The organism is Streptomyces sp. NPDC037410, from assembly GCF_055602235.1.
Map to the genome: position 1 here is coordinate 1 of NZ_JBVJWR010000039.1, position 19,596 is coordinate 19,596.

A 19,596-nucleotide genomic window follows, 5' to 3' on the forward strand; every position below is an offset into this window, starting at 1 on the left:
CTTCCTTCGTTCCTGTTTCCAGGCCCTCCGGGCGCTTCCTTCGTTTCCGACTCTATCAGATCTTTCCGATCCGATTTCCTCGGTGCTTTCCGGTCTCGAATTTCTTTTCTTCGAGGCCTTCCGGCGTGTTCCGACTTTATCAGAAGTTCTGAGTCGGATTTCCCGCCTCCCGGTTCGTCCTCCGGGCGCACTGCGGCGCCGGGGGTTTCCCGATCTGGCGGAGCCGTAAACGTACTGGAGCGGGGCGCCCCGATGCAAATCGAGGGGCCCCGCTCCGGTGTCGCGCTGGTCAGGCCTGTCAGACCTCGACGACGACCGGGAGGATCATCGGGCGCCGGCGGTAGGTGTCGGAGACCCACTTGCCGACGGTGCGGCGGATCAGCTGCTGGAGCTGGTGGGGTTCGACGACGCCGTCCTGGGCGGACTTGTTCAGCGCCTGGTCGACCTTCGGGATCACGGCGTCGAAGGCCGAGTCCTCGATGCCGGAGCCGCGGGCGTGGATGTTCGGGCCGCTCACGATCTTGCCGGTCGAGGAGTCCACGACCACGAAGACCGAGATGATGCCCTCCTCGCCGAGGATGCGGCGGTCCTTGAGGTGGGTCTCCGTGACGTCGCCGACCGAGAGGCCGTCCACGTACACGTAGCCCGCCTGGACCTTGCCGGTGATGCGGGCGCGGCCGTCGACCAGGTCGACGACGACGCCGTCCTCGGCGATGACGATGTGGTCCTTGGGGATGCCCGTCATCGCGCCGAGCTCGGCGTTGGCGCGCAGGTGGCGCCATTCGCCGTGGACCGGCATGAGGTTCTTCGGCTTGCAGATGTTGTAGAAGTACAGCAGCTCGCCGGCCGAAGCGTGGCCCGAGACGTGGACCTTGGCGTTGCCCTTGTGGACCACGTTAGCGCCCCAGCGGGTCAGGCCGTTGATCACGCGGTAGACCGCGTTCTCGTTGCCCGGGATGAGGGAGGACGCGAGGATCACCGTGTCGCCGGGGACGATGCGGATCTGGTGGTCGCGGTTGGCCATGCGGGACAGGGCCGCCATGGGCTCGCCCTGGGAACCCGTGCAGACCAGCACGACCTCGTCGTCCGGCAGGTCGTCGAGGGTCTTCACGTCCACGACGAGGCCGGCCGGGACCCGGAGGTAGCCCAGGTCGCGGGCGATGCCCATGTTGCGGACCATCGAGCGGCCGACGAAGGCGACCCGGCGGCCGTACTCGTGGGCGGCGTCGATGATCTGCTGGATGCGGTGCACGTGGCTGGCGAAGCTGGCCACGATGATGCGCTTCGGGGCGTTCGCGAAGACGTTCCGCAGGACGTTCGAGATGTCCCGCTCCGGCGGGACGAAGCCCGGGACCTCGGCGTTCGTCGAGTCGGACAGCAGGAGGTCGATGCCCTCCTCGCTGAGCCGCGCGAACGCGTGGAGGTCGGTGAGGCGGCCGTCCATCGGGAGCTGGTCCATCTTGAAGTCGCCGGTGGCGACGGCCATGCCCGCGGGGGTGCGGATGGCGACGGCCAGGGCGTCCGGGATGGAGTGGTTGACCGCGACGAACTCGCAGTCGAAGGGCCCGAGGACCTCACGGTCGCCTTCCTTCACCTCGAGGGTGTAGGGGCGGATGCGGTGCTCCTGGAGCTTCGCCTCGATCAGGGCGAGGGTCAGCTTGGAGCCGATCAGCGGGATGTCCGGCTTCAGCCGGAGCAGGTACGGCACGGCGCCGATGTGGTCCTCGTGGCCGTGCGTCAGGACGATGCCCTCGATGTCGTCGAGGCGGTCCCGGATGATGGTGAAGTCCGGCAGGATCAGGTCGACGCCGGGCTGCTCCTCTTCGGGGAAGAGGACGCCGCAGTCGACGATCAGCAGACGGCCGTCGAACTCGAAGACCGTCATGTTGCGGCCGATCTCGCCGAGGCCGCCGAGCGGGATGACGCGAAGGCCGCCCTTGGGCAGCTTCGGCGGGGCGCCGAGTTCAGGATGCGGATGACTCAAAAGACTCTCCTCACCATGCACGCCACGTACCGGTCGGGCACGTGGCGCGCATGACAATCGTGCACTTGCTGTTGTCAGTGTTCAGTTGTGAAGTCTGTTGTCAGAGTTCTACCCCGCCGGCGGCCAGGTCGACCTTGAGCTGCTCGGTCTCCTGTGCGGAGAGCTCGACGAGCGGTAGCCGCAGCGGGCCGGCCGGGAGGCCCTGGAGGGCGAGGGCGGCCTTGGTGGTCATGACGCCCTGGGTGCGGAACATGCCGGTGTAGACCGGGAGCAGCTTCTGGTGGATCTCGGTGGCCTTCTGGACCTCGCCGCCGAGGTGGGCGTCGAGGAGGGCGCGGAGCTCCGGGGTGACGAGGTGGCCGACGACGGAGACGAAGCCGCAGGCGCCGACGGAGAGCAGCGGCAGGTTGAGCATGTCGTCGCCCGAGTACCAGGCGAGGCCGGAGCGGGCGATGGCCCAGCTGGCGCGGCCGAGGTCGCCCTTGGCGTCCTTGTTGGCGACGATACGCGGGTGCTCGGCGAGGCGGACGATCGTCTCGGTGTCGATCGGGACGCCGCTGCGGCCGGGGATGTCGTACAGCATGACGGGCAGGCCGGTGGCGTCGGCGATGGCCGAGAAGTGCCGGTACAGGCCCTCCTGCGGGGGCTTGTTGTAGTACGGCGTCACGGCGAGGAGGCCGTGGGCGCCGTCGCGCTCGGCGGTGCGGGCCAGTTCGACGGAGTGGTGGGTGTCGTTGGTGCCGATGCCGGCGACGACGTGGGCGCGGTCGCCGACCGCCTCCAGTACCGCTCGTACGAGGTCCGATTTCTCCGCGTCGCTGGTGGTCGGGGACTCGCCGGTGGTGCCGTTGATGACGAGGCCGTCGTTGCCTGCGTCCACCAGGTGGGTGGCGAGTCGCTGGGCACCGTCGAGGTCGAGTGCGCCGTCCGCCGTGAAGGGCGTGACCATGGCGGTGAGGACCCGCCCGAAGGGGGTCTGCGGAGTGGAGATCGGAGCCATGGGTAACACGCTACTCGCTGCTCAGCGCCGGGCGCCCCTGAGGGGCACAGGAGAAAAGGAGCCCGGCGCTGCCTGCTCGGGGGTTCAGGCAGCGCCGGGTCCGTTTGATCAGCCTAGATGAACTTCGTGAAACGTCGCAATACGGACACTTCGCATCGTGTGTTCGGACATGTGTGCCGTACCGGACTGCACAGTCGTCCAAGGCCTGCGACCTGCCCCACTGCCGCGTCCTACTGGAGGATGAGATTCGGCCGCTTTGGTGAAAAAGGGCACCGAAACGGCGGTTCCGTCGTCTGTACCTGTGACGCATGACGACGAAGAAGGAGAGTGGCTCTGATGTTCCGCCGGAATGAGGCCGTACCGTTCGCGTTCGCCGCGGAGGCCGACCACTTCCGCAGTAACGTCACTCCACCGCCCCGGGAGCGCCTCAGCGCCTCGCAGATCGTGGGCCGCACCCTGCTCGGGCTGACCGTCGTGGCCGGCCTCGTCGGGTCCCTCGTCCTCGGGATGCCCTCGCTCCAGTCGGGTGACTCGGCCACTCGTCAGCAGCAGTCCGAGGCCTCCGACAACCGCTGAGGTAGCCTCACCGGGCATCGCCCCTTCGAGCGTGCCTGTGAGTGAGGACCTGTCGTGCCCCTGCCCTTCCTGACGGCCGACCGTGCTTTTGACACGACCGACCATGCCGCCCTGCCGTTCGACGACCACGACCAGTGGCGCCGTCCTTACCGGCCCGGGTCCTGGCGGGTGGGGGCGGCGGCGCTCGCGCTGCTGCTCGCCTCGTTCATCCTGCTCGCCGCCGTGGTCATCGCGTTCGCCGGAGCCTTCGGCGGCGCGGGCGTCACGCTCGGCCTCGCCGTGCTCCTCATCGCGGCCGCCCTGCGGACGCTGCGCATGGGCGCCTGGGTGAGCCGCGCCGGTGTGCGCCGCGTGGGCTTCCTCTCGACCGTCACCGTGCCCTGGGCGAAGGTGGCGTCCGTCCGCACCACCCAGCAGCCCGTGCGCTGGCTGGGATTCCCCCGCACGGTCCAGGGCCAGGCCCTGGTGCTCGACCGGCGAGGTGGTGAGCGGCTGCTGCTGCTCACCACCCACAACGCCGACTTCCTCTCCCGTATCGAGGCCTTCGACCGGGCCGCCGACTCGGTCGAGGCGTGGAACGCCGAGTACGGCACGGCCCCGGCCGCTATGCGCTGACCGGACGCCCCTCGTGGAGCGCGATGGCCCGCTGCATCGCCTGGCGGGCCCTCGGGGTGTCCCGGGCGTCGTGGTAGGCCACCGCGAGCCGGAACCAGCAGCGCCAGTCCTCGGGTGACTCCTCCGTCTCGGCCTTGCGCAGCGCGAAGACCTCGTCGGCCGAGTCCCGGTCGATCCGCCCGCCCTGCGTGCGCGTCAGCTCGTCGACGGCCAGGCCGCCCTCGGCCTCCAGCTCGGTGGCGAGGCGGCCGGCCTGGCGTGCGAAGCGGGTGTTCTTCCAGAGGAACCAGCCGCCGACGACGGGCAGCAGGAACGCCACCGCGCCCATGCCCATGGCGGCCGGCTCGCCCGTGAGGAGGAGCAGAACGCCCTCCATCCCGACCACGCCGAAGACGAGGACGAGGACGGTGGCCAGGAAGACGTACGTGATCTTTCCGCCCATGACCGTCAGCCCAGGTCCAGGAAGTGCTCAAGGCCGAAGGTGAGGCCCGGAGTCGTGGTCACGCGGCGGGCACCGAGAAGGATGCCCGGCATGAAGCTGGAGTGGTGCAGGGAGTCGTGCCGGACCGTGAGCGTCTCGCCCTCGGCGCCGAGCAGCACCTCCTGGTGGGCGAGCAGGCCCCGGAGGCGTACCGCGTGCACGGGAACGCCGTCGACGTTCGCCCCGCGCGCCCCGTCGAGGGCGGTGGTCGTGGCGTCGGGCTGCGGGGCGCAGCCTGCCTTCGACCGGGCCTCGGCGATGAGCTGGGCGGTGCGGGTCGCCGTGCCGGAGGGCGCGTCGACCTTGTTGGGGTGGTGGAGTTCGACGACCTCGACCGACTCGAAGTACGGGGCGGCGATCTGCGCGAACTTCATGGTGAGGACGGCGCCGATGGAGAAGTTCGGGGCGATGAGGACGCCGGTCTCCGGGGAGGCGGCGAGCCAGCCGTTCAGCTGCGCGAGACGGCCCTCGGTCCAGCCGGTGGTGCCGACGACCGCGTGGATGCCGTGGCCCACGCAGAAGTCGAGGTTCTCCATGACCGAGTCCGGGGTGGTCAGCTCGACGACGACCTGGGCGCCCGCCTCGGTGAGCGTCTCCAGACGGTCGCCGCGGCCGAGGGCCGCGACCAGTTCCATGTCCTCGGCGGCCTCGACGGCCCTGACCGCCTCGGAGCCGATGCGGCCCTTGGCTCCGAGGACCGCCACGCGCAGCTTGCTCATTGCTCTTCCTTAGGGGACGTGTCGATCAGGAGACCGCGTGGTGGAGGCGGTCCGCCTGCTTGTCCTTCAGCGGGCCGATCACCGACAGCGAGGGCCGCTGCTCCAGTACATCGCGGGCGACCTCGCGGACCTCGTCCGGGGTGACCTGCGCGATCCGGGTCAGCATGTCGTCGACCGACATCTGGGTGCCCCAGCACAGCTCGCTCTTGCCGATGCGGTTCATCAGCGCGCCGGTGTCCTCAAGGCCGAGGACGGTCGAGCCGGAGAGCTGGCCGACGGCGCGGTTGATCTCCTCGTCCGTGAGGCCGTCGGAGGCGACCTTGTCGAGCTCGTCGCGGCAGATCTTCAGGACGTCGTGGACCTGGCTGGGCCGGCAGCCCGCGTACACCCCGAAGAGGCCGCAGTCGGCGAAGCCCGAGGTGTACGAGTACACGCTGTAGGCCAGGCCGCGCTTCTCGCGGACCTCCTGGAAGAGGCGGGAGGACATGCCGCCGCCGAGGGCGGTGTTCAGCACCCCGAGGGCCCAGCGGCGGTCGTCGGTGCGGGCCAGGCCCGGCATGCCGAGGACCACGTGCGCCTGCTCGGTCTTGCGGTTGAGGAGCTCGACGCGGCCCGCCGTACGGAGGGTCCTCGAGCCCTCGCGGGGGGCGACGGGGACGGCGTCGGTACGGGTCAGGGCGCCGGCCTTCTCGAAGGCGCGGCGGACCTGGCGTACCACCGTGGCGTGGTCGACGTTGCCGGCGGCGGCGACGACCAGGTGGGTCGGGTCGTAGTGCTTCTTGTAGAAGCGGGCGATCTGGCCGCGGCTGAGCGCGTTGATCGTGTCGACGGTGCCGAGGACCGGGCGGCCCAGCGGGGTGTCGCCGAACATCGTCTGCGCGAACAGCTCGTGCACGACGTCACCGGGGTCGTCCTCGGTCATCGCGATCTCTTCGAGGATGACGCCGCGCTCGGCGTCCACGTCCTCGTCGAGGATCAGCGAGTCGGTGAGCATGTCGCAGACGACGTCGATCGCCAGCGGCAGGTCGGTGTCGAGGACCCGGGCGTAGTAGCAGGTGTACTCCTTCGCCGTGAAGGCGTTCATCTCGCCGCCGACCGCGTCGATCGCGGCGGAGATGTCGAGGGCGGACCGCTTGTGGGTGCCCTTGAAGAGGAGGTGCTCCAGGTAGTGGGTGGCGCCGTTGAGCGTCGGGGTCTCGTCGCGGGAGCCGACGTGCGCCCAGATGCCGAAGGTGGCGGAGCGCACGGAGGGGAGGGTCTCGGTGACGATCCGCAGGCCCCCGGGGAGGGTCGTGCGGCGGACCGTCCCGATGCCGTCCTTGCCCGGGAGAAGCGTTTGGGTACGGGCGACGGCCCGCCCCTCCGAAGAGGTGCGGGCCGTCGCGCGGGAACTACGGGACGTCACTTGGCAGCGTCGTCCTTGTCACCCTCGGCAGCGTCCTCGTCCGCCATGACGGGAACGAGGGAGAGCTTGCCGCGCTGGTCGATCTCGGCGATCTCGACCTGGACCTTCGCGCCGATCGCGAGCACGTCCTCGACGTTCTCCACGCGCTTGCCACCGGCGAGCTTGCGGATCTGCGAGATGTGCAGCAGGCCGTCCTTGCCGGGCATCAGGGAGACGAAGGCACCGAAGGTGGTGGTCTTGACGACCGTACCCAGGTAGCGCTCGCCGACCTCCGGCATGGTCGGGTTGGCGATGCCGTTGATCGTGGCGCGGGCGGCCTCGGCGGCCGGGCCGTCGGCGGCACCGATGTAGATGGTGCCGTCGTCCTCGATCGTGATCTCGGCGCCGGTGTCCTCCTGGATCTGGTTGATCATCTTGCCCTTGGGGCCGATGACCTCACCGATCTTGTCCACGGGGATCTTGACGGTGATGATCCGCGGGGCGTTCGGGGACATCTCGTCCGGCGTGTCGATCGCTTCCATCATCACGTCGAGGATGTGGAGGCGGGCGTCGCGGGCCTGCTTGAGGGCCGCGGCCAGGACGGAGGCCGGGATGCCGTCCAGCTTGGTGTCGAGCTGGAGGGCGGTGACGAAGTCCTTCGTACCGGCGACCTTGAAGTCCATGTCGCCGAAGGCGTCCTCCGCACCGAGGATGTCGGTGAGGGCGACGTAGTGCGTCTGGCCGTCGATCTCCTCGGAGATCAGACCCATGGCGATGCCGGCGACGGGGGCCTTGAGCGGCACACCGGCGTTCAGCAGGGACATGGTGGAGGCGCAGACCGAGCCCATGGACGTCGAACCGTTGGAGCCGAGGGCCTCGGACACCTGGCGGATCGCGTAGGGGAACTCCTCGCGGGTCGGGAGGACCGGCACGAGGGCGCGCTCGGCGAGGGCGCCGTGGCCGATCTCGCGGCGCTTGGGCGAGCCCACGCGGCCGGTCTCGCCGACGGAGTACGGCGGGAAGTTGTAGTTGTGCATGTAGCGCTTGCGGGTCACCGGGGAGAGGGTGTCCAGCTGCTGCTCCATGCGGAGCATGTTGAGGGTGGTGACGCCCAGGATCTGGGTCTCGCCACGCTCGAACAGCGCCGAGCCGTGCACGCGCGGGATGGCCTCGACCTCGGCGGCGAGCGTACGGATGTCCGTGATGCCGCGGCCGTCGATGCGGACCTTGTCCTTGATGATCCGCTCGCGGACCAGCTTCTTGGTCAGCGCGCGGTAGGCGCCCGAGATCTCCTTCTCGCGGCCCTCGAAGGCCGGGAGGAGCTTCTCGGCCGCGAGGTCCTTGATGCGGTCGAGCTCGGTCTCGCGCTCCTGCTTGCCGGCGATGGTGAGCGCCTGGGCGAGCTCGCCCTTGACGGCGGCGGAGAGCGCCTCCAGGACGTCGTCCTGGTAGTCCAGGAAGACCGGGAACTCGCCGGTGGGCTTGGCGGCCTTGGCGGCGAGGTCCGACTGGGCCTTGCAGAGGACCTTGATGAAGGGCTTCGCGGCCTCGAGACCGGCGGCGACGACCTCCTCGGTCGGCGCCTCGGCGCCGCCCTTGACGAGGGTGATGGTCTGGTCGGTGGCCTCGGCCTCGACCATCATGATCGCGACGTCGCCGTCCTCCAGGACGCGACCGGCGACGACCATGTCGAAGACGGCGTCCTCGAGCTCGGTGTGCGTCGGGAAGGCGACCCACTGGCCCTTGATCAGGGCGACGCGGGTGGCGCCGATGGGGCCGGAGAAGGGCAGGCCCGCCAGGATCGTGGAAGCCGAGGCGGCGTTGATCGCGACCACGTCGTACAGGTGGTCGGGGTTGAGCGCCATGATCGTCTCGACGATCTGGATCTCGTTGCGCAGGCCCTTCTTGAAGGAGGGGCGCAGCGGCCGGTCGATCAGGCGGCAGGTGAGGACGGCGTCCTCGGAGGGGCGACCCTCGCGGCGGAAGAAGGAGCCGGGGATCTTGCCGGCCGCGTACTGCCGCTCCTCGACGTCCACCGTGAGGGGGAAGAAGTCGAGCTGGTCCTTGGGGCGCTTCGAGGCGGTGGTCGCCGAGAGGACCATCGTCTCGTCGTCCAGGTAGGCGACGGCGGAGCCGGCGGCCTGCTTGGCCAGACGGCCGGTCTCGAAGCGGATGGTGCGGGTACCGAAGGCGCCGTTGTCGATGACGGCCTCGGCGTAGTGGGTCTCGTTCTCCACTATGGGTTTCTCCTACGTGTTCGTCTTTGCGTCCTTCGGCCCGTGTGGCCGGGGACGGTGTGCGACGGGGGCGGAGAGCTCGCCTAGGGTGCGGGCCGGTCTTCGATCGAAGCACCCGGGTGTTCGTTCCGGGGGCCACTACCGAGGACCGGCGGCTGGCCGGCGGCTTCACGCTCGTCGTATGGGGTTGTGCGACCAGACTAAGTGCCGATGCGCACTTTGTGCACGTACAGCAAAGGGAGCGGCCCCCTGAAAGTGGGAACCGCTCCCTCCGTGGCGTCTTACTTGGCGCCGCCGGCCGCACCGCGGCGGATGCCGAGGCGGTCGACCAGCGTACGGAAGCGCTGGATGTCCTTCTTGGCCAGGTACTGCAGCAGGCGGCGGCGCTGGCCGACCAGGATCAGCAGACCACGACGGGAGTGGTGGTCGTGCTTGTGCTGCTTGAGGTGCTCGGTCAGGTCCGAGATGCGACGGGACAGCATCGCGACCTGGACCTCGGGGGAGCCGGTGTCGCCCTCCTTGGTGCCGAACTCGGCCATGATCTGCTTCTTGACAGCGGCGTCGAGAGCCACGCGGATCTCCTCATTGGTGTTCGTGCGCCCGCGGGTGCCCCTGGTCTAGGTCTCAGGGGAAGCTTCCGTGACTCCACGGGCGAAGGTCCGATGGGCGCAGCTTCCAGAGGCTTCCGAGTGATCTCGGAGGCATTCCGGGAGCGCGTACACAAACGGCCGTCACACAGCGTACCAGCTCGCCGGAGCGGGCTCCCTCATTTGCTGGTGAGGGAGCGGACCTGGTTGAAGACGTCGAGGACGGCGAGGCAGAGCGGGACGAGGGAGAGCAGGACGAAGCCCTCGGCGAGGTCGAGGAGCCGGCCCCAGAAGGGCGAGAGGCCCTTCTTCGGGATGATCAGGCCGATCGCGGTGATCAGGGCGGCGCCGGCGGCGACGGCCGCGGTGAGCCAGATGGTCCGGATGTCGAGGCCGCCGCGGTCCCCGTACATGAGGAGGTCCTTGACGAGGTCGACCGGCGGGTTGAGGGAGAGGCCGAGGACGAGCAGCGCGACGGCGGCGATGCCGGCGACGAGGACGCAGGCGATCTGCGAGGTGTAGCGGAAGAGGCGGGCGCGCAGGAGCATCGCGAGGCCGGCGGCGAGGGCGAGGAGCTGGCCCCAGACGTTCCCGGCGAAGCCGAGGACGGCGGCGGAGCCGACGACGACGGACGCGCAGCCGCCGACCAGGCCGAGGAGCATCTCGTGGCCGCGGCGGGCCTGGAGCGCGATGCGCTCGGCGTCGACGGGCTGCGCCTCCTCGCCCGGCTGCGGGTCGCCGGAGAACTCGTCGTCGGCGGCGCTGCGCGGGGCGGCGTAGCCGATGGGGAGGCGGGCGAAGCGCGCGGACAGGCCGGGCAGGAAGGCGACGAGGCCGATGGCGATCGGGGCGCAGGCCGCGGCGGCCTCGGTGGCGGTGCCGTCGGTGAGGATCAGCAGGAAGGTGGCGAGGGTGCCGACGCCGGCGAGGAAGGTGGCGGCCACGAAGGGGGCGTCGCCGCTGGGGGTGAGCGCGACGAGGGCCACGGAGGCGACGAGGACGGTGACGGAGCCGAGCAGGAACTGCAGACGGCCGGGGCCCTGGCCGGGGTCGGCGGCGATGATGCCGGAGCCGGCGATGAGGAGCAGGGGCAGCGCGCCGAGGCCGAGGGCGACGGCGGTGGCCCGGTCCGCGTAGACGCGGGCGCGGACGCCGGCGAAGGCGGTGAGGAGGAAGCCGGCGGCGCCCGCGATGATCCCGGGGAGGCTGTGCATGTCGTGGCGGACCGGGTCGGCGAACCAGAGGACGAAGCCCATGAGGACGAGGAGCAGCACGCCGCCGGCGAGTCCGGCGCCGCGGAGGAGCTCGTCGCTCCACAGGTGCCGGTCGCGGGTGACGGCGGAGGCGACGGCGTCGGACACGTCGTCGTAGACGGCCGGCGGGAGGGACTGGGCGAAGGGGCGCAGGGAGAGCACCTCGCCGTCGAGGACCTGCTGGGCGGAGAGGGTGCGGGCGCCGTCGAGGACGGATCCGTCGCGGCGGACCAGGTGGTAGCCGGCCGGGGTGCCGGGCGCCTGGGTCTGGCCGGTGAGGCGCAGGATCTCCGGGTAGACGTCGGCGACGGCGATGTCCTCGGGGAGCGCGACGTCGATGCGGCTGTCCGGCGCCACGACGGTGACGCGGCAGAAGCCGGTCGTTGCGGTCGTACTCACGTGTGTGGACCCCCTGGTTCGCGGTTGCGCCCGTCTGGATTCGCGGCTCCTCGCGATCTGATTCGCGGTTGCGCACGATGCGGCGCCACCCTACCGGGGACGGCCGGTGGGGGCTGCAAGTAGGATCGCCGTCCCATGGGGGAAGTCCGCGCGCTCGGCTGCCGACAGGGGTGGCGTGCGGATGCTCCCGCCACGAGCCCGCCTCCAACGAGGGATTGATGCGCCGGTGAGCCAGATCGTCGTCAAACGCCCGCCGAGGTCTCTTCCTCCGGAAGTGCCCGGTGAGGAACTGGTCCTGGAGTCTCCGCCGGAACTTCCTCGGGGGCAGCAGGAGTCGGCGTTGATGCAGCTCCTGCCGATGCTCGGCATGGGTTCGTCGGTCGTCTTCTTCTTCATGACGCCCTCGCCGATCATGCGGATCATGGGCACGCTGATGCTGGCGTCGACGGTCGGCATGGCCATCGCGCAGTTCTTCAGATTCCGTCGCGGTACGCAGGGGCAAATGGCCGATGTCCGCCGTGACTACCTCAAATACCTCGCGCAGACCCGGCGTACGGTCCGGCGCACGGCGCGCAGGCAGCGGGACGCGCAGCTGTATCTGCACCCGTCCCCCGAGCAGCTGTGGTCGGTCGTGGCCGAGGGTTCGCGGGTGTGGGAACGCCGGGTCGGCGACCACGACTTCGGGCAGGCGCGGATCGGTCTCGGGGCGCAGCAGCTGGCGACTCCGCTGGTGGCGCCGGACACGGCTCCGGTGGACGAGCTGGAGCCGCTGTGTGCGGGTGCGATGCAGCAGTTCCTCGCGGTGCACGGCACGTTGGACGGGCTGCCGATGGCGGTCTCGATGCGGGCGTTCTACCACGTGACGGTGTCGGGCGAGCCGGAGTCGGCGCAGGCCGCGGCGCGAGCCCTGGTGGCGCAGCTGGTGACGCTGCACTCCCCCGACGACCTGATGCTCGCCGTGGTGGCGGCGCGGCCGGCGCAGGAGCGCTGGGACTGGACGAAGTGGCTGCCGCACACCCAGGTGCCCGGGCAGGTCGACGGGGCCGGTACGAAGCGGCTGTTCGGCGACGACCTCGGTGAGCTGGAGAACCTGGTCCGCTCGAAGCTGGACGGGCGGCCGCGGTTCTCCCGGGAGAACCAGCCGGTGCTCGACCAGCCGCACGTGGTGGTGGTCCTCGACGGCGGGATGGTGCCGCCGGACTCGCTGCTCGCGGCGGCCGAGGGCCTCCAGGGCGTGACGATCGTGGAGGTCGTCAGCGGCGAGCTCGACGAGCCGCGCGGTGGCCTCTCGGTGGTGGTACGGCCGGGCCGGCTGCGTCTGGAGTCGGGCGGCGGCTTCGCGTACGAGGGGCTGCCGGACGGCATCTCGCTGCCGGCGGCCGAGGCGCTGGCCCGGCAGCTGGCGCCGCTGCGGATGGGCGGCGGGGACGACGACGAGCCGCTGCTCGCCAATCTGGACTTCACGGATCTGCTGAACCTGGGCGACGCGGCCTCGGTGGACGTGACGCGGACCTGGCGGCCCCGGTCGGTGGCCGAGCGGCTCCGGGTGCCGATCGGTGTCGGCGAGGACGGCCAGCCGGTCATGCTGGACCTGAAGGAGGCGGCGCAGGAGGGCATGGGCCCGCACGGTCTGTGCGTCGGCGCGACGGGTTCCGGAAAGTCGGAACTCCTTCGCACGCTGGTGCTCGGCCTCGCGGTGACGCACTCCTCGGAGACGCTGAACTTCGTCCTCGCGGACTTCAAGGGCGGCGCGACCTTCGCGGGCATGTCGCAGATGCCGCACGTGGCGGCGGTCATCACGAACCTCTCCGACGACCTGACGCTCGTCGACCGCATGGGCGACGCGATCCGTGGCGAGCTCCAGCGGCGGCAGGAGCTGCTGCGCTCGGCGGGCAACTACGCGAACATCCACGACTACGAGAAGGCGCGGGCCGCGGGCGCTCCGCTGGAACCGCTGGCCTCGCTCGTCCTCGTCATCGACGAGTTCTCCGAACTCCTCACCGCCAAGCCCGACTTCATCGACATGTTCATCCAGATCGGCCGCATCGGCCGCTCCCTGGGCGTGCACCTGCTGCTGGCCTCGCAGCGCCTGGAGGAGGGCAAGCTGCGCGGCCTGGACACGTACCTCTCGTACCGGATCGGTCTGCGGACCTTCTCGGCGGCGGAGTCGCGCACGGCGATCGGCGTGCCCGACGCGTACCACCTGCCCTCGGTGCCCGGCTCGGGCTATCTGAAGTTCGGCACGGACGAGATGACCCGCTTCAAGGCGGCGTACGTCTCGGGGACGTACCGGACGGGCGGGCCGCGTCTGGAGATCGGGCACATGCCGGTGGAGCGGCGGCCCGCGCTGTTCACGGCGGCGCCGGTGCCGGTGGTCTACGCGGCGCCGGACCCGGCCTATCTGGCGGAGCGGCGCTCCGAGGAGGACGAGGCGCTCGCGGACACCGTCCTCGACGTGATCGTGCGGCGTCTGGAGGGCCAGGGGGTGCCGGCGCACCAGGTGTGGCTGCCGCCGCTCGACCAGGCTCCCTCGCTCGACCAGCTGCTCCCGGGGCTCGCGCAGACGGCGGACCGGGGCCTGACCGCGACGGAGTACACGCGTCAGGGCGCGCTCACGGTGCCGCTCGGCCTCATCGACAAGCCGTTCGAGCAGCGGCGCGAGGTGCTCTACCGGGACTTCTCCGGCGCGGCGGGCCACATGATGGTGGTCGGCGGTCCGCAGTCCGGCAAGTCGACGATCATGCGCACGCTGATCTCCTCGTTCGCGCTCACCCACACGCCAGCCGAAGTGCAGTTCTACTGCCTGGACTTCGGTGGCGGCGGCATGGTCTCGCTGGCCGATCTGCCGCACGTCGGCGGGGTGGCGTCCCGGCTCGACCCGGAGCGGGTGCGCCGGACGGTCGCGGAGGTCATGGGCGTCCTGAACCGGCGGGAGGAGTTCTTCCGCTCGCACTCCATCGACTCGATCGCGACGTACCGGCGCAAGCGGGCCGCGGGCGAACTGCCGGGCGAGGCCTGGGGCGACGTCTTCCTGATCGTGGACGGCTGGGGCAGCTTCCGCAACGACTACGACACGCTGGAGCCGATCGTCGCCGACATCGCGGCGCGCGGTCTGGGCTACGGCATCCACGTGGTGATCACCGCCGCCCGGTACATGGAGGTGCGGGCGGCGCTCAAGGACCAGATGCTGGGCCGGCTCGAACTGCGGCTCGGTGACGTCATGGACTCCGAGTTCGACCGGAAGGTCGCGGCGAACGTGCCGACCGGTGTGCCGGGCCGCGGCCAGGTCCCGGAGAAGCTGCACTTCATGGGGGCGCTGCCGCGGATCGACGGGGCGAGCTCGTCCGCCGACCTGGCGGAGGGCACCTCGGCGTTCGTGCAGGCCGTGAAGGCGAGCTGGACCGGCGCCCCGGCGCCGGCGGTGCGCCTCCTGCCGCGCAGGCTGCCGGCGGAGCAGCTGCCGAAGGGCTTCGAGTACCCGCAGCACGGCATCGCGATCGGCATCGACGAGACGAACCTGGAGCCGGTGTTCGTCGACTTCGAGTCGGATCCGTTCTTCCTGGTCTTCGGTGAGAGCGAGTCCGGCAAGACGGCGCTGCTGCGGCTGATCGCCAAGCAGCTGTGCGAGCGGTACGCGCCGGAGCAGGCGCGGATCGTGGTCGGCGACTACCGGCGGACGATGCTGGAGGCCGTGGCGCCCTCGCACCTCCTGGAGTACGCGCCGATGGCCTCAGCCATGCAGATGCACATGGACGCCATCAACACGGTGATGACGAAGCGGGCGCCGAAGCCCGACATCACGCCGCAGCAGCTGCGGGACCGCAGCTGGTGGTCGGGTCCGCAGCTGTTCGTCCTGGTCGACGACTTCGAGCTGGTGGCCACCAACTCGGGGAACCCGCTGGCCGTTCTGGTGGAGAACCTGCCGTTCGCGCGGGACGTCGGCATCCGGTTCATCGTGGCGCGCAGCCAGGCGGGCGCCTCGCGTGCGATGTACGAGCCGTTCATGCAGCGGATGCGGGAGCTGGGCGCGCAGGGCGTGCTCCTGTCCGGTGATCCACAGGAGGGCGACATCCTGGGCGGCGTACGGGCGCGGCCGATGCCTCCGGGCCGGGGCACGTTCGTGTCGCGGAAGCGCGGGACGCCACTGGTGCAGCTGGGCTGGCTGCCCGAACAGCACTGAGCGGAGCGGTCCCTCCCACTAGTGTGGGAGGGACCGCCGTACCACCGCGAAGGGAACGCGCCGATGACCGACGCCCACGAGACCAGCACCGAGAGCGCGGACGCCGCCCTGGCCGCCGAGAAGCAGCGCCAGAAGGACGAGCTGTACGCGCTCGACATCTCCGGCGTCGAGTGGGAGGGCGCTCCGGGGACGAACCCGGACGAGGAGCGGGTGGAGATCGCGCGGCTGCCCGAGGGCGCGGTGGCGATGCGTTCGTCGCTCGACAAGGAGACGGTGCTGCGGTACACGAAGGCCGAGTGGGACGCGTTCGTCCTGGGGGCCCGTGACGGCGAGTTCGATCTGCGGTAGCGCGTACGCGTGAGGGGGTGGCCCGTGGGAACGGGCCACCCCCTCACGCGTGTTCGCCGAATCTCAAGGCAGGCGCAGGCTCACATCATGCGGAAGCGCGCCGCGTTGCCCTTGTCGGTGTCCTGGTAGCCGACGACCGACTCGTCGAGCAGCCGGGCGATCTGGGCCAGGTCCTGGTTCATGCCGGCCATGTCGCGGGTCAGGCGGTCCTGGCTCTCGCGGTAGGCGATCTTCGCTTCACCTTCCCAGTTGGAGGCGACGCGGTTGACCTCGGCCATGAGGTCGTCGAGCTTCTGGCTGAGGGTGCTGGAGGTCAGGCGGGTGTCGGCCGCCGCCTGCGTCACGGTGTCGTAATTGACCGCAGTGGTCATGGTGATGACTCCTGGAGTGAGAGTGGCGCGGAGGACTGGTCGGGTCGGACGGCTCAGGCCATGCCGAGGATGGCGCTCTGGCCACCGCCGGAGCTGTCCATCTGACGGAAGGACCGCAGACGGTCCTCCTCCTCCTGCGAGAACCCGTCGGCACTCATGCGCATGATCTCCTCGAGCCGGTTCAGCTCGGCGCGCATGTTGCGCAGGCGCAGGTTCAGGTCGTTCTGGACCCGGTCGTACTCCTTGCTCGCAGCGCCCTGCCAGCCCGCCTGGATGCGGTCCACCACGCCGTTGAGGGAGGTGATGCGGGCCTGGAGCTCGTCGGAGAAGTCCTGGATCCGGCCGGCGAGCTTGACTTGTTCGGCACTGGTTACGTTCAGGTCTTTCGACATCTTGCCCCTTCTTCCTTCGGTGGCGTCGACGGACGGGCCGTCGGGCCTCCCGGTCTTGATGCGGACGGGAATCTTCTGATGCCGCCCCCGTGCTGGGTTCGCACTGCCGTGCCCCCAGCGGTCACTGTAGCCATTGGCGGCGACAGTTCCAACTGCAAAGGAAGGTCCCGATACTTGACCGGTACGCGGGTCATCGGGCCTCCCTTCCGCGGCGGCTGTCGCGGATCACGGTGGCCGTTCCGGCGACGACGGCCACCAGGACACCCCCGATCCCCAACGCATAGGTGGCGAGCCGTTCGGAGCGTTCCTGGGGCGTCTCCGACAGCGCCAGAGCGGCCGCCTCGGGAGCCGGCGGCTTGGGCGGGCCCGGGTCGGGCACGGGCGTGGAGGCCGGCGTCCCGGGCTGGTCGGCGAGCGCCCGAACCGGATCGATCACACCCCAACCCACGTGGTCGTCACGGCCGTTGACGGAGCGGACGGCGGTCTGCTCGATCCGGGTGACGATCTGCGCCACGGTCCAGTCCGGGTACTTGGCGCGGAGCAGGGCGGCGACGCCGGCGACGTACGGGGCGGAGAAGCTGGTGCCGTTGTCGACGCACTGGCCGCCGCCGGGGACGGTGGAGACGATGTCGACGCCGGGCGCGGCGACGCCCACCATCGGGCCGGACTGGGAGAAGACGGCGCGTTCGTTGTTGCGGTCCGAGGAGGCGACGGCGAGGACGCCGGGGAAGGCGGCCGGGTAGGTCTTCTTGCGGGCGCCGTCCATGCCGTCGTTGCCTGCGGAGGCGACGACGACGACACCCTTCCCGATCGCGTGGGCCACGGCCTTGCCCATGGGCGAGTCGGGACTCAGCGCCTGGGTGGTGTCCTGCGAGATGTTGATGACGTCCGCGCCGGCCTTGTCGACGGCGTAGGTGATCGCCTGCGCCATGGTGTCGGACTTGCCGCTGTTCTTCTCGTCGTTCTGCCGGATCGGGATGATCGTGGCCTCGGGCGCGAGGCCGACGAAGCCGGTGCCCTTGCGGGGGCGGGCGGCGATGATGCCGGCGACCTTGGTGCCGTGGCCGACCTCGTCGACGGTGCCGTCGGTCTTGCCGCGCTTCTCGTCGCCGAAGGAGGGGTTCTTCTTGTCGGGCTTGAGGTAGTCCTTGCCCGCCTTGGCGTCGACGGCGTCGTCCAGCTGCGGGTTGACGTCGTCGACGCCCGTGTCGATGACGGCGACCCGGACGCCCTTGCCCTTGGTGTCCTGCCAGAGCTCGTCGAGCAGGACCCGCTGGAGCGGCCAGGGGGTGCCCTCGATCTGCTTCTTCATGGGGAAGGTGCACTCGCCGCTGCCGTCGAGGGCCGGGCCGTCGTGGCGCGGGGGCGCGGCCGCCGCGGCGGGGGCGGCGAGGAGGGCCGTGAGGGTGCCCGCGGCGAGCAGCGCGGCCGTGCGGTACGTCGTCGTCACCGGTGCCACCCCCTAGGAACCCTGCGGCTGACGCGCGCTGTTGGTGTCGAGCCGCGGGCCCTTCGACAGGAACTCCGACCATTCGATCGGGACGAGGGCCGGCGCGACGCTCTCGTACCCGAGACGCTTCTGGGCGTCGCTGGGTTCCGGCCTTCCGTCGGTCTGCTTCTGTTCGCCGGCGCCGATGTCGGAGCGGGCGGAGTCGCTGTCGCCGTTGGCCTGGACCGCGTACCGCAGGCCGGTGTCGGTGACGAGGAAGAGGGAGCCGTCGGGCGTCTTCTGCCGGCCCTGGATCTGCGTGTAGAGGAGGCCGGTGCCGGGGGTGACGTACGTGCTGGTGCCACCGGCGGTGATGTCGGCGGGGTACGCGGGGCCGGCCCAGGTGGCGAGCGTGGCGTCGCCCTTCTCGCCGACGTCGAGGAGGACGCTGCAGACGGTGTCCCGGGCGCCCGCGCCGGTGGTCGCGTTGACCTGCTTGGACTTCAGCGTCGGCCAGCGGGCGTCGGCGTGGAAGAAGGTGGGGTCCGGGACGAAGGAGGAGGCGTCGACGGTGGTGGCCTTGCCGTCCATGTCGAGGCCGGCGGAGTCGGGGGAGTTGATGAGCAGCCAGGCGGTGAAGGGGGTGACCGGCTGGACCTTGCCGGGCAGCACCACGTAGTACTGGGGGCCCGAACCGGTCTGGGCGAGCAGGACGAGCCCGACGCGGTTCTCGGTCCCGTTGAGGTTGCTGCCGGGGATCTCGGTGGCCTCGCCGACGTTCCCCTCGATCTTCGGGAAGTCGATCTCTTCGCCGGTCTTCAGGGTGGCGAGCCAGTCGTCGGTGACGGCCTGCGGCTTGCCGAGACCGACGAGGGCGGTGAGGAGCCCGGGGCGGTCGGCCTTCACCGGGTACTTGGTACCGGTGTGGTCGACGAGGAACTGGGCGTTCCCCTTCTGTCCCTTGACGTACAGGACCTGGCCGTTCTCCAGCGCGTGGCCGTCCTCGGTCCGCTTCATGTCCCGCTTGGCGAAGAGGAAGGTCGCCTTCTGGACACTGGCGCCCTTGCCGCCGCCGGGCTGCTCGCAGACGGCCCAGCGCTTCTTCGTGCCCGCGTCGTCCGCGGCGGGCAGGCGGTCGGGGGCGTACGGGATGCCGAGGATGGGGCCGCGCGGCGGCTTGCCCTCGTCGAGCGTCTTGTCGTCGACCTGGATGACCTGGAACTGGTCGGGGTTGAGCAGGAGCCGGGCGGAGGCGAGGTTGAGGACCGGGTGGAGCAGGGTCTTCCTGCCCTTGCCCTTGCCGGTCTCCAGGACCACGTACCGGGTGGTCGACTGCTTGCCGACGATGACCCGGGTGCCGGGGGTGTCCCAGCCCTTGGGGGCGTTCGGCTTGAACATGCCCCAGCCGCCGAATCCGGCGACGACGAGCGCGGCGACGATCAGGCCGGGGACGACCGCCTTCAGCGGCTTCGGGGCACCCTCCTCCGTGCCGGAGGGCGAGGGTTGGAGGAATGCCGCCACCGTGCGCTTCTTCGCAAAGGTGTACGCGTTGAGCTCGTCCCGCCGCGATGCCATGAGTCCCCATTCTCGTCAGGCGCGATCTTCGCGCGGGGCCCCGGGGTGGTGACACCCGGGCCCCGG

Annotated in this window: 16 protein-coding genes; 4 read left to right on the forward strand and 12 right to left on the reverse strand. The window is 70.4% G+C overall.

What is annotated here, in order from left to right; genetic code table 11:
• Nucleotides 1–298 precede the first annotated feature (298 nt).
• Nucleotides 299–1,984, reverse strand: a complete 1,686-nt coding sequence (locus ACZ7HT_RS36305; RefSeq protein WP_471173933.1) for a ribonuclease J — start codon at nt 1,982–1,984, stop codon at nt 299–301.
• A gap of 100 nt (nt 1,985–2,084) precedes the next feature.
• On the reverse strand, nt 2,085–2,984 hold the full coding sequence (gene dapA, locus ACZ7HT_RS36310) for a 4-hydroxy-tetrahydrodipicolinate synthase (protein ID WP_471173935.1): 900 nt from the start codon (nt 2,982–2,984) through the stop codon (nt 2,085–2,087).
• Nucleotides 2,985–3,320: 336 nt separating this feature from the next.
• Here dapA and ACZ7HT_RS36315 point away from each other — a divergent pair, with 336 nt between their 5' ends.
• Both ACZ7HT_RS36315 and ACZ7HT_RS36320 read left to right on the forward strand, forming a co-directional pair.
• Nucleotides 3,321–3,560: a hypothetical protein gene (locus ACZ7HT_RS36315; protein WP_471173937.1), complete on the forward strand. Its 240-nt coding sequence runs from the start codon at nt 3,321–3,323 to the stop codon at nt 3,558–3,560.
• Nucleotides 3,561–3,614: 54 nt separating this feature from the next.
• Complete coding sequence (locus ACZ7HT_RS36320; RefSeq protein ID WP_471173939.1) at nt 3,615–4,175, forward strand: hypothetical protein; 561 nt, start codon at nt 3,615–3,617, stop codon at nt 4,173–4,175.
• Here the strand turns inward: ACZ7HT_RS36320 and ACZ7HT_RS36325 are convergent.
• The 6 genes from ACZ7HT_RS36325 to eccD all read right to left on the reverse strand — a co-directional run bounded on the left by ACZ7HT_RS36325 (nt 4,165) and on the right by eccD (nt 11,235).
• Nucleotides 4,165–4,617 (reverse strand): hypothetical protein, encoded by a 453-nt coding sequence (locus ACZ7HT_RS36325; RefSeq protein WP_471173941.1) that lies wholly within the window; start codon nt 4,615–4,617, stop codon nt 4,165–4,167. The two genes, ACZ7HT_RS36320 and ACZ7HT_RS36325, sit on opposite strands and share 11 nt — an antisense overlap.
• 5 nt (nt 4,618–4,622) lie before the next feature.
• Nucleotides 4,623–5,375 (reverse strand): 4-hydroxy-tetrahydrodipicolinate reductase, encoded by a 753-nt coding sequence (gene dapB, locus ACZ7HT_RS36330; RefSeq protein ID WP_471173943.1) that lies wholly within the window; start codon nt 5,373–5,375, stop codon nt 4,623–4,625.
• A gap of 25 nt (nt 5,376–5,400) precedes the next feature.
• Nucleotides 5,401–6,780: a M16 family metallopeptidase gene (locus tag ACZ7HT_RS36335; protein WP_471173946.1), complete on the reverse strand. Its 1,380-nt coding sequence runs from the start codon at nt 6,778–6,780 to the stop codon at nt 5,401–5,403.
• Complete coding sequence (locus ACZ7HT_RS36340) at nt 6,777–8,996, reverse strand: polyribonucleotide nucleotidyltransferase (RefSeq protein WP_471173949.1); 2,220 nt, start codon at nt 8,994–8,996, stop codon at nt 6,777–6,779. Before ACZ7HT_RS36340 ends, ACZ7HT_RS36335 begins: the two co-directional genes overlap by 4 nt.
• A gap of 281 nt (nt 8,997–9,277) precedes the next feature.
• Nucleotides 9,278–9,568: a 30S ribosomal protein S15 gene (gene rpsO, locus ACZ7HT_RS36345; RefSeq protein ID WP_015036567.1), complete on the reverse strand. Its 291-nt coding sequence runs from the start codon at nt 9,566–9,568 to the stop codon at nt 9,278–9,280.
• Between the two features lie 194 nt (nt 9,569–9,762).
• Nucleotides 9,763–11,235 carry a type VII secretion integral membrane protein EccD gene (gene eccD / locus ACZ7HT_RS36350; RefSeq protein WP_471173951.1) on the reverse strand — a complete coding sequence of 491 codons (1,473 nt, stop codon included), beginning with the start codon at nt 11,233–11,235 and terminating at the stop codon, nt 9,763–9,765.
• A gap of 226 nt (nt 11,236–11,461) precedes the next feature.
• On the opposite strand from eccD, the gene eccCa reads away from it, so the two are divergent.
• A complete protein-coding gene (eccCa, locus tag ACZ7HT_RS36355) occupies nt 11,462–15,415 on the forward strand; it encodes a type VII secretion protein EccCa (protein WP_471173955.1) in 3,954 nt (1,317 codons plus the stop codon).
• 63 nt (nt 15,416–15,478) lie between these two features.
• Entirely contained in the window at nt 15,479–15,763 is a 285-nt protein-coding gene (locus ACZ7HT_RS36360) for a DUF397 domain-containing protein (RefSeq protein ID WP_471173957.1), read from the forward strand.
• A gap of 80 nt (nt 15,764–15,843) precedes the next feature.
• On the opposite strand, the gene ACZ7HT_RS36365 is transcribed toward ACZ7HT_RS36360, so the two are convergent.
• The 4 genes from ACZ7HT_RS36365 to eccB all read right to left on the reverse strand — a co-directional run bounded on the left by ACZ7HT_RS36365 (nt 15,844) and on the right by eccB (nt 19,530).
• Complete coding sequence (locus ACZ7HT_RS36365; RefSeq protein ID WP_116158540.1) at nt 15,844–16,134, reverse strand: WXG100 family type VII secretion target; 291 nt, start codon at nt 16,132–16,134, stop codon at nt 15,844–15,846.
• A 53-nt stretch (nt 16,135–16,187) separates the two neighbouring features.
• Entirely contained in the window at nt 16,188–16,526 is a 339-nt protein-coding gene (locus ACZ7HT_RS36370) for a WXG100 family type VII secretion target (RefSeq protein ID WP_471173960.1), read from the reverse strand.
• Between the two features lie 190 nt (nt 16,527–16,716).
• The gene (mycP, locus tag ACZ7HT_RS36375) at nt 16,717–17,976 is read right to left on the reverse strand and encodes a type VII secretion-associated serine protease mycosin (RefSeq protein WP_471173962.1); all 1,260 of its coding nucleotides are present in this window, start codon (nt 17,974–17,976) and stop codon (nt 16,717–16,719) included.
• Between the two features lie 12 nt (nt 17,977–17,988).
• Nucleotides 17,989–19,530 (reverse strand): type VII secretion protein EccB, encoded by a 1,542-nt coding sequence (gene eccB, locus ACZ7HT_RS36380; RefSeq protein WP_471173966.1) that lies wholly within the window; start codon nt 19,528–19,530, stop codon nt 17,989–17,991.
• Nucleotides 19,531–19,596: the final 66 nt, after the last annotated feature.